This window comes from Calothrix rhizosoleniae SC01 (assembly GCF_900185595.1).
GTDB classification, from domain to species: domain Bacteria; phylum Cyanobacteriota; class Cyanobacteriia; order Cyanobacteriales; family Nostocaceae; genus Calothrix_A; species Calothrix_A rhizosoleniae.
Window position 1 is genome coordinate 1 of sequence record NZ_FYBH01000209.1, and the last position, 10,750, is coordinate 10,750.

A 10,750-nucleotide genomic window follows, 5' to 3' on the forward strand; every position below is an offset into this window, starting at 1 on the left:
TATAGAAACAGGTAAACAGGAAGGTATGGAAACAGGTAGACAGGAAGGAAAGTTACTTGCTGTACCAGCAATGTTAGCTGCGGGGTTGACGGTGGAACAGATAGCACAGGCTTTGGAGCTAAGTGTGGAGGATGTGCGAAAAGCTGCACAACATTAATCTAACTGAGGAGTTGAGAAGAAAAAGTTATTTTCTCCCCATACTTCCCACACTCCCCACACTCCCCCCTCTCCTCCTACCCAGCAAAGTTGGTGTGGTGGAGTACTAGGTGGGAAGCGTGGCTGCTTGACTTTCTCGCTGATACTCTTCTAAGGTAAACGAATCCACCTGAACCGCATCATTCCTCACCATTTCCGCTTCATAAACTAACTCCGCTTCCTCCCTACTAATCAACCCCGCGACTAAAGCTTCCGTAATTAACTGTTGTGGTCTTTTCTGTGGTAACTTACCAGCACGAATGCTATGTTTAATCTTCTTGATAATTGGTTCTGCTTGGGATGACAGCAAGAATGCTTTTTCCAACCTTCCCAAGGCTTCCTCTTCAGAGGTAGGAATATAAATACCACGGGTGAGTCTGTCTCTCTGTTCCCCCGGAGTTTGCAGACTGCGAGCAATTTTGCTACCAAGTTTATCTACGGGTAGAGTCCCAATGGGATTCATCCGCCACCACCAACCTACCATTCGCAACAATCGACCAATAACAGGTACAGACCAATTATCACAAATTCCTTCAAAGCCTGACTGAATCTGAGAAAAACTATACTGCATCGCCCAATGTACAAATGGTAAGTCATCTTGCTTACAACCTTCCTCCTCAAATCTACGCAGGGTAGCTGTTGCTAAATACATCCAGGAAAGAATGTCAGCAAAGCGTCCCGTGAGATTTTCCCGTCGCTTCAGAGTTCCACCAAAACTAAATAATGCCAAATCTGTCATCAAGGCAAAACTGGCAGATGCCCATTCTAGTTTACGATAATATGGCGCTGTTACTCCCCCGAAAGGACGAGCTAAATAACCACGGGAAATACTCAGCAACTCTGTCCGAAAACCATTGCGTATAGTTAAACCGAGGTGATGCCACAAAGCACTATCAAAAGCCTTAATATCCCCTTGATTTAAAGCTTCAATTTCTTTATATACATAAGGATGACAGCGAATTGCCCCTTGACCAAAAATCATCATGGTGCGGGTGAGAATATTTGCCCCTTCCACAGTAATGGAAATGGGAGTCGCTGTATAAATATTAGCCAATAGATTTCTTTCTCCCCGACAAATTCCCGCACCCCCCATAATATCCATACCATCATTGATAATTTGACGGGATAGTTCTGTCAGATTGTATTTTGCGATCGCAGAAATTACCGCCGGTTGTTCACCTTTATCCACCGCACCACAGGTATAAGTCCGGGCTGCATCCATCAAGTAAGTTAAACCACCAATCCGGGCTAAGGGTTCCTCAACCCCTTCAAATTTACCGATAGGTAAACCAAACTGCCGTCTAACTATGGTATATGCCCCTGTGACTCTTGATACTAGCTTCGCCACCCCCGTACAAGTAGCTGGGAAACTAATACCCCTACCACCAGCCAGGGATTGCATCAACATTTTCCAACCTGCACCAGCCTGTTCTACACCGCCAATAATCTGGTCAATGGGAACCACCACATTATGTCCTTGGGTGGGAGAATTGTAAAAAGGTACACCCATTGGGTCATGCCTTGTCTGTAAAACTACCCCTGGTGTATCCGTAGGAATCAAGGCGCAAGTAATACCTACATTCTCCCCTTTTCCTAAAAGATTTTCCGGATCTCGCAACTTAAAAGCCAATCCTAACAAAGTTGCGATCGCACCTAGGGTAATATAACGTTTATTCCAATTTAATCGCAGATATAGTTTACCATTTTCTTTAAATACTACACCCTCTGATTGAATACTAGCCGCATCCGAACCTGCATTTGGTTCTGTCAATGCAAAACAGGGAATTTCCTCCCCCCTAGCCAAACGGGGTAAATAATAGTCCTTTTGTGCAGTAGTTCCATAACGCAGCAACAACTTCGCTGGGCCCAGAGAATTAGGTACACTCACAGTAGCCACATGGGTAAACGAACGGGATGCTAACTTGGTCATCACCGTACTATAGGCAAAATTAGAAAATCCCAAACCCCCATACTCTGGCGGAATCATCATGCCAAAAAATCGTTCCTGCTTTAAATATTCCCATACTTGCGGTGGTAAATCCTGGCGACGGTAAATTTCCCAATCACTGGCCATTTTACAGACTTTTGCCACCGGACCATCCAGAAAATCTTGTAATTCCGGTGTCACCTGGGGATAAGGTTCACTATTAATCCGATGAAAATTAGGCTTACCAGAAAAGAACTCACCATCAACCCATACATTCCCCGCTTCAATTGCAGCCTTTTCTGTATCCGAAATTTCTGGGAGGATATTAAATTCTTTTATACCTTTAATTATCAGTGATGTAACAAGCGATCGCCTGAACATGGGAACATTCAGCACTACAGCCACCACTGCAAACATCAACCATAACCAAATAGGCGCATTCCCTACAGATAAAACAGTTACACCATACAAAGACCACACCCATAAAGGTACTCCCACATAACCCAGTATGAGAAACATGGAAATTAGTACCGGAATGACAATTATTGGATCTGAAAAGAATATGTTCATATTTTTACACCAAACAGTGGATAAATCGTAGGGTGGGCATTGCCCACCTTACCCTGATTGAGAAGATGCAAGATATGTGTAAATAGACCTTAAATCATCAAATTTTCCAAAACAGCAGCAGCCCCCATACCACCACCAATGCACATAGTAATCAGACCGTAACGAATACCACGGCGCTGCATTTCATGTAGAATAGTTGCAGTTAACCTGGCACCCGTACAACCCAAAGGATGACCGAGAGCGATCGCACCACCGTTGACATTGATAATCTCCTCATTCAATCCCAGTTTGCGAATTACTGCTAAACTTTGAGCTGCGAAAGCTTCATTGAGTTCAATTAACCCAATGTCATCCAAGGTTAAACCTACTTGCTGCAACACCTTCGGTACAGCTACAACCGGGCCAATACCCATGATTTCCGGTGGAACCCCCGCAACTGCAAATCCCAGTAACTTACCTAGGGGTTGTACACCGAGTTGATTCACCATTTCCTCACTCATGATTACCGCCGCCGCCGCCCCATCGGAAGTTTGGGATGAGTTACCCGCAGTTACCGTACCATTCACCCGAAATACTGGTTTTAATTTTGCCAAAGCTGATAAACTGGTATCGAAACGAGGCCCCTCATCGACTTGGAAGACCTTCTCTATTTGCTGGGGTTGACCATTAATATACAGGGTTTCACTTACTATTAAAGGTATAATTTCCGACTCAAATTTCCCCTGTTGAATTGCCGTCAATGCCCGTTGGTGCGATCGCAAAGCGAAGGCATCTTGGTCTTCACGGGAGATATGATATTCTTGGGCGACGTTTTCGGCGGTAATTCCCATGGTACAGTAAGCTTGGGGAGCCTCGACAATCATTTCCGGGTTGGGGGCTAGGTAATCTCCGCCCATAGGAATTAAGCTCATGGATTCCGCACCACCAGCAACTATAATGTTCGCGTGTCCGGCTACAATTGCTTGGTGTGCCATAGCAATGGTTTGGATTCCTGAGGAGCAGAAGCGGTTAACGGTGCAACCGGCGACAGAGTCTGGTAATCCTGCTCGTTGAGCTATGACTCGCCCCAGGTTGAATCCTTGTTCAGCTTCTGGGAAGGCACAGCCGATGATAATATCATCAATTTGTGATGGTTGTAGTGTTGGGATTCTTTCGATGGCGGCTTTGACTACAATTGCTCCCATGTCGTCTGGGCGCATATGGCTTAAGGTGCCTCGGGGGGCTTTTCCTACAGCAGTCCGCACGCTGGAGACTATATAAGGTTGTTTCATTGTTGGTTGATAGTTGTTAGTTGATAGTTGTTAGTTGATAGTTGTTAGTTGATGGTTGATAGTTGGTGGTTGATAGTTGATGGTTGATAGTTGGTGGTTGATAGTTGATGGTTGATAGTTGATAGTTGATGGTTGATAGTTGATAGTTGATAGTTGGGAGTTAAGATTTTTTATCTTTCCCTCCTTCACTCTTTCCCTCCTTCCCTCCTTCACTCCTTCCCTCCTTCACTCTTTCCCTCCTTCCCTCCTTCCCTCCTTCACTCCTTCCCTCCTTCCCTCCTTCCTCCTTCCCCCTGTCTTCTGCTATATCAGTTGCGTAGTGGTTTCTTGGTTTTCAACATGTGAGCTATTCTTTGTTGGGTTTGGGGTTGTTGTAGTAGGGGTATGAACATGTCTCGTTCAAGTTGCAGCAGATAATCTTCATTAACGAGGGATGGTGCTGAGAGTTCCCCACCTGTGATCACATAGGCTAGACGATTAGCAAGATAGCGGTCATATTCTGTGATGTAACCACCTTTTCCCATGACATAAGCTGCGTGTTCTAGGATGGCTCTGGCGGGACGACCGAGTACCATAATCAAGTTATGGTGGGGTGGTATGTAGCCTATTTTGTCTAAGCAAATCACTTCCTGTTTGGCAATGTACAGGCGGTTATCGGCGTTCATGACGATTTTGGCGGTGGCTGGGAGAAAGCCTAGTTCTTGGGCTTCGTAGGCGCTTTTGGACACTTTTGCCATGCCGATGGTTGTAAATGCCTGGGTGAGGAAAGGTTGGATATGATGGGCGGATTCTGTGGCGGCGCGATTAGCAGCCCATGTTGCCATCCGCATAATGCCACCAGCGCCGGGAATCAGTCCTACAGCCAGTTCTACAAGTCCAATGTAGGTTTCGGCGGCGGCGACTATGTGGGGACAAGCCATGACTAATTCACACCCTCCTGCCAGAGCGCGACCGTGAATGGCGGCTACAATCGGCTTGGGAAAGTAGTGAATCCTTTGTAAGAGGGATTGAAAAGTGACAATGAGGTTAACAACGGGTTCAATGCCTGATTGTGCCAGCATTCCCATCTCTGCCAAGTTGGCTCCAGCCGAGAAGTTGACACCTTCATTACCAATTACTAATCCCCGGAAATCCCCGGTTTCGATCATATCTAGGATGTGGGTGAAACCATCGATGACTTTGAGGCTGAGGGTGTTACCTTTGGAACGAAATTCGTATAAGGCGACTCCATCCCCTAAGTCTAGTAATGCGGCTTCGGAGTTCTCCCATAGGGTACGTTTGGGGTCAGATTTGATTACACTCAGCTTAATGTCATCTATCCTGTGGGATGGATGTCCCCACCTGTCCCTGTTTGCTGAATTTATCCAATCTGGGATGGAGATACCATTGGCTTTCATATCAGCCAAAACTGTCTCAAATCCCAACACATGCCATATTTCAAAGGGTCCCAATTCCCAGCCAAATCCCCAGCGCATTGCTCTGTCAATATCTGCGGGGTTATCAGTAATTTCGGGAATCCGATGGGCGCTGTATGCTAGGACTTTGAGGATAAACTGTTGGAAGAATTTACCTGCACGACTTTGATCTTGATACAAAGCTTGTAAGCGTTGGGCTAAATCTGGTATTTTCGCGATCGCTTCTATATTTCCCAGGTTCATTGGTTGAGCAGATTCGTAAACCAGGGTGACAGGATTAATGGAGAGAATTTCTTTTCCCTGTTTTTTGTAAAATCCTTGACCTGTTTTCGCCCCTAATGTCCCTGTTTCTACTAATTGATTCAGTAATGGCGGGATGTCAAACATATCGCGACTTTCGTCTTGAGAAATTGCGGGATAGAGGTTTTTCGCCACATACACTAGGGTATCTAATCCTACCAAGTCTACAGTCCGGAAGGTCGCAGATTTAGGTCTACCGACGATAGTTCCTGTTAAGGTGTCAATTTCTTCAATGGTATAGCCACCACTATCGGTTAATGCTTTGATCGCCAGCATCATTGCATACATACCGATGCGATTACCGATGAAGTTGGGGGTATCTTTAGCTATGACTACTCCTTTACCTAGATATAGACTGGCAAACCATTGCATCCTTTCTAGGACTTCTGGGGATGTATCAGGTGTGGGAATTAGTTCTAGTAGTTTCAGGTAACGGGGTGGATTAAAAAAGTGAGTGCCTAAAAAGCGGTTGCGGAAAGAATCGGAGTGTCCTTGGGCAATATTATGGATGGGTAAACCACTGGTATTTGTAGAGACAATTGTATCATCGCGGATGGTATGCTCCACCCGTGCCAGTAATTGTTGTTTGATAGTTAAATTTTCGACTACAGCTTCAATCACCCAATCCACATCTGTAAGGTAGTGAAAATGTTCATCAAAGTTACCGAGAGTTATTCTGTGGGCAGTTTTATCTGTAAAAAATATGGGAGGAGATTGCTTTTTAGCTTTTTTAAATGCGGTTTCTACTAGTTTATTTTTATGCTCATTTTTAGCAGGAATATCGAGTAAATATACGGTTAAACCGGCATTGGCTAGATGGGCGGCTATTTGGGTTCCCATCACCCCTGCACCAAGAACTGCGGCTGTTCTAAAAGGTTTTAACATAGTTTGATTCTTCCTTCTAATTAGATGTAATTAGTTTGCTTGGCATTGCATAATTGCGGGATGATTTTGTCAGAGAGGATAAACCATTTTCTCCCTGTCTCCGTGTCTCCGTGTCTCCGTGTCCTCCCCTCCACACCTCTGTGTGAGAAAAATCATGAATTCAAAGACTTAGCAAAAGCGGGACATGAGGCTTGAGGAATAGCAGGACAAATGGATGTCAGAATATCTTCTATCTCTTCTTTACCATTGCCATTTTTTTTTGTTTTCGGGTTTTGAGCGTCGTTATAGATAGTCTGTATTTGTTGAGAATATGCTTCTAACACTTTTGCCCGCATCACCTTCCCATCGGGGGTTAGCATCCTATTCTCAACGGTGAGCACAGCATTAATTAATTGAAACCGTTTTACTGTTGACCAATATGGTAAATGACAATTAGCTGTGTCAACTAATGTCTGATAGAGGGCGATAATACAAGGATGGTGCAATAACTCCTCTATGGGTAATTTAATTCCCATGGTTTTGGCTGTTAAATCTAACTGCTGTAAGTCAGGGAAAATTAACATGGCGCAGAATTTGCGTTCCGAACCCACTGCGATCGCATATATTATGAGAGGAGATTGTTGGAGTTTTGTTTCTAATGGTTCTGGGGTAATGTATTTGCCTGTAGACAGTTTAAAGCGACTTTTCTTTAAACCTGTAATCTTCAGGAAACCTGCGGTGGTAAACTCTCCCAAATCCCCTGTATGCAACCAACCTTCCCCATCAATCAATTGTTTGCTAGCTTCAGGGTTTTTGTAATATCCTTGGGTATTATAAGGCCCCCGGACGATAATTTCCCCATCCTCAGCTATAGCCAGCTCTACTCCAGGTAATGGTACACCTACAGTCCCAGCACGGTTGAATTTGCCCCGATTGCAAGTAACAGCTGAACTTGTCTCTGTTAAACCATAACCTTGCAAAATCTCCATTCCAGCTGCTGTAAATAGGTTAGCAATTTCTGCTTTTAACGATGCTCCACCACTAACAATGTACTTAATCTGACCACCAAATACTGAACGCCATCGTGAAAATACTAGTTTATCTGCCAGGTGCAAAATCTTTCTATATAAAGTTGTAGTCGGCTTTCCTAGTTCATATTTTTGAGCAAGCTTGAGTGCCTAATCAAACAGTATAGCTCGGGGTCTATTTTTTCTCCTTTGCTTCCATCCCGTTTCTAGAAGCTTGTCATAAATCTTTTCTAGTAATAGGGGAACAGTAGCAAAAATAGTCGGACGAACTTGTTGCAAGTGTTTAAGAACTCCCTTGGGATTGCTGAAGTAAATGCTGTGTCCGTAGTAAATATGACCATATAATAAGACGCGAGCAAAAACATGGGTAAGTGGTAAAAAGGAGAGAACAACCTCTTGAGCACCACATACTAAATTATTGCCAGTAAACATTGCCAAGGCATTAGCAGCAAGGTTTTCATGGGTGAGCATGACTCCCTGAAGTTCCTCTGTAGCTCCAGGAATATAAATGATAGTAGCTAAGTCTGTTGGCGCTATGGATGAACTAATTTGTGGGATTTGCTCCCCTGAAGTCTGCATCATTCCCCTAGCACGAATCTCTGCTAAGGAGAAGAGTTGGATACATTGAGGAAATTTTGGACATGGTTTATACCTACTCATAGGTGAGCAAAATTCGGGAATGCACAAACATAGTTCCTGGGGAATTTCCTTGGCTTTCCCATCTTCATGCTGTGGTTTCTGTCCCTGTTCCTCATCACTCCACCCACAGGTTAATTGTTGTTTATGTACTTCCTGCCAATCCTGAGGAACATCAACAACAATTACCGTATGTAAATCTGTCGTATCCCAGAGATAAGGAACTAACTGATAAAGTAAATCTAAGTTAGAAATAATTAGTACCTTAGCTTCTGAGTGACGCAGAATAAAAATAATATGTTCAATAGTTTGGGTGATGTCAATTGGCACATCTACTAAACCCGCCAGCAGACAACCCATGTCAGCTATGCAGAAATTGGTATCGCTGTGCAATAATAGAGCAACATGATCACCTTTTTCTAACTGCAAATCCCTTAAACCTAATCCTATTTCCAACGCAGCAGTTTGCAATTCTTGATTAGATAGGGACTTCCACCCTGTTTGTATCCATTGGTTAAGAGTATGGGGGTTGGAATAATCCTTACATACCCTATCCAACAAAGAAGATAATGTCCACCCCAGAATCATTTCTCCAGAATCCGGTGGTGCTCTATAAATTTTATGGGAGTCAAACATATGGTTCAAGAAGAATTTGCCACTCTTCTCCTCTCTGATAATTTTTGGTTTTAACTGCTAAGTTGCAAATGCTGTTTGGTTTAAGCTTATAATCCTTATATTTAGTTGGGTTAAACGACAATGTAACCCAACTAAAAAATCTTTAACTTTTGGTTTTCATTCCTGCAAATCCATACAATTTTACCTGGGGTTATTCTTATAGCAGTAGCCATAATAGTTAAGATCCATCCCATGGTTGAAAGAACGAAATATAAGTATTAAACCTTCTGCTTTCTACCTTCTGAATTCTAAATAGTAGGTAGGGGCAGAGAGCATGGGGAAAAGAAGATTTTACTTAGATAATTGATGGTGCAAATTATTTTTCATTTGGACTGCCTCCTAGCTTTTGCTAATAAGTGGAGTTCATTGATTCACAGGCTTTAATATTTGTAAATAAGGTATTATTACCATAGCAATCAGCAAACCAACTATTTAAAATAGTTTCGGAGCTAATAAGCTAATCATGATGATAAACAGAGATATTTTAGATGCTTACTTCTGATATCTCAGTCCTATTTATCCCTCAATATCTTCCTGATAATTTAGTATCTGATAATTGTATATTTGAACTTTTCAGACATCTAGCCGATATAAGTAAATGTCTATAAAAACTGTACAAAGTACATAATAATAATGTAGATCGTACCAGGGATCAAAATCAACATTTTGTATCTTTTCGCAATCAAGTCGGTAAAATGTTAACTTTTCATGGCTGTAAAGATGGTGTTTTAATATAGCAACCTGTGGGTTGATGGCTCATTCCTCCCTGTAAGTGCTTTTCTAACCAATTACCCAAATCAATCAAGACATCTGAATAATCGATATTGAAATGGATATCGTGATAATCACCAGGATAGACATACCATTCCTTATCAGGAAAGCTGACTTGCTGATAAAACTTTAAACTGCTCTCTGAAGGAGTGACGCGATCGCCACTACTATTTAATATCAATAAGGGAACTTGTAATTGGGAACCATGTTTTTGTACCCACTTTTCTGCGAAAAAAAACTCCGTGGCTAGTCTAGCACTACCATACTCATGCCTGAGAGGATCTTTGATAAACTCTGCCATTGCTTGACGATTGCGTTCTACCCCGATTTTGAGGCTAAAACGAGGCCAAATGCGAGAAAACATCCGCCCTAAAGCTACTTTGAGTGGTGGAACCCTGACTTTGCCAATAGCAGGTGCAATTAAGATAATTCCCTGTAAACTTTCGGGAAAATGTAAAGCATAATCCAAGGTAATCACCGCACCTAAACTATATCCCCACAAAAAGCAGGCACAGGTTGGTGCTTGTTCCTGAATTCGCTGCAAAAAGGTATGTAAATCTTCCCGGAATTCAGCCCAGGCGTTAATATGTCCCCGTTGTCCCGGAGAACGTCCATGTCCCCTTAAATCAAAAGCATAGATAGCATAGCCTTGGGGAGTCAGGTACTGTGCGGCATTATTAAATAATCCACTATGGGCACCTAAACCATGAACTATGGCGATAATTGCCTGTACTTGTACCTGGGGTTGCCAACTTTGATAATAAAGTTTTAGTCCTCCCGAACCCTGAAAATTTCCTTCTATGTGTTTCATGATTATTTTCTCACCATGCCCTTTCTCAGATGCCATCGGAGAATGCTGTAAAATCGGAGCAGGTGACGCTACATATTCTCAATTCATCGCATTCTCAGATTTGAGATACCTAATTCATGAAGCTAAAAGATTTCAGGACAAACAACTCAGAAGTTTTTGCATCTTATTTTATCTATTATATCTTGGCTATCTGGATTCAACCACTCGTAAAGTTTGTGGTGTCTAGATCCCCGAATTCCTATAGAAGCATTAGCGGCTTCTTTACATATAACAATAAAATTCCTGCT

The 10,750-nt window shown here is 42.9% G+C and carries 6 protein-coding genes and 2 pseudogenes; 1 reads left to right on the plus strand and 7 read right to left on the minus strand.

What is annotated here, in order from left to right; all coding sequences use genetic code 11:
• Window positions 1-157 (plus strand): annotated as a pseudogene (locus CALSC_RS12975) (Rpn family recombination-promoting nuclease/putative transposase); the annotation flags it as partial.
• Between the two features lie 105 nt (window positions 158-262).
• Here the strand turns inward: CALSC_RS12975 and CALSC_RS12980 are convergent.
• The 7 genes and pseudogenes from CALSC_RS12980 to CALSC_RS13000 form a co-directional block, all read right to left on the minus strand.
• Window positions 263-2,692 carry an acyl-CoA dehydrogenase gene (locus CALSC_RS12980; RefSeq protein WP_088241761.1) on the minus strand — a complete coding sequence of 810 codons (2,430 nt, stop codon included), beginning with the start codon at window positions 2,690-2,692 and terminating at the stop codon, window positions 263-265.
• Window positions 2,693-2,781: 89 nt separating this feature from the next.
• Complete coding sequence (locus CALSC_RS12985; protein ID WP_088241762.1) at window positions 2,782-3,963, minus strand: thiolase family protein; 1,182 nt, start codon at window positions 3,961-3,963, stop codon at window positions 2,782-2,784.
• Between the two features lie 30 nt (window positions 3,964-3,993).
• A complete protein-coding gene (locus CALSC_RS25930) occupies window positions 3,994-4,152 on the minus strand; it encodes a restriction endonuclease (RefSeq protein ID WP_143288242.1) in 159 nt (52 codons plus the stop codon).
• 119 nt (window positions 4,153-4,271) lie between these two features.
• The gene (locus CALSC_RS12990; RefSeq protein ID WP_088241763.1) at window positions 4,272-6,563 is read right to left on the minus strand and encodes a 3-hydroxyacyl-CoA dehydrogenase/enoyl-CoA hydratase family protein; all 2,292 of its coding nucleotides are present in this window, start codon (window positions 6,561-6,563) and stop codon (window positions 4,272-4,274) included.
• 152 nt (window positions 6,564-6,715) lie between these two features.
• Complete coding sequence (locus CALSC_RS28295; RefSeq protein WP_422614308.1) at window positions 6,716-7,333, minus strand: hypothetical protein; 618 nt, start codon at window positions 7,331-7,333, stop codon at window positions 6,716-6,718.
• Window positions 7,334-7,369: 36 nt separating this feature from the next.
• Window positions 7,370-8,842: pseudogene (locus CALSC_RS28195) on the minus strand (AMP-dependent synthetase/ligase); the annotation flags it as partial.
• Between the two features lie 745 nt (window positions 8,843-9,587).
• A complete protein-coding gene (locus CALSC_RS13000) occupies window positions 9,588-10,463 on the minus strand; it encodes an alpha/beta hydrolase (RefSeq protein ID WP_088241764.1) in 876 nt (291 codons plus the stop codon).
• Window positions 10,464-10,750: the final 287 nt, after the last annotated feature.

Excerpts from the sequence above, each read along its gene's own strand:
- CALSC_RS12990 (WP_088241763.1), bottom strand. The coding sequence starts at position 6,563 with ATGTTAAAACCTTTTAGAACAGCCGCAGTTCTTGGTGCAGGGGTGATG.
- CALSC_RS12980 (WP_088241761.1), bottom strand. The coding sequence starts at position 2,692 with ATGAACATATTCTTTTCAGATCCAATAATTGTCATTCCGGTACTAATT.
- CALSC_RS12985 (WP_088241762.1), bottom strand. The coding sequence starts at position 3,963 with ATGAAACAACCTTATATAGTCTCCAGCGTGCGGACTGCTGTAGGAAAA.
- CALSC_RS13000 (WP_088241764.1), bottom strand. The coding sequence starts at position 10,463 with ATGAAACACATAGAAGGAAATTTTCAGGGTTCGGGAGGACTAAAACTT.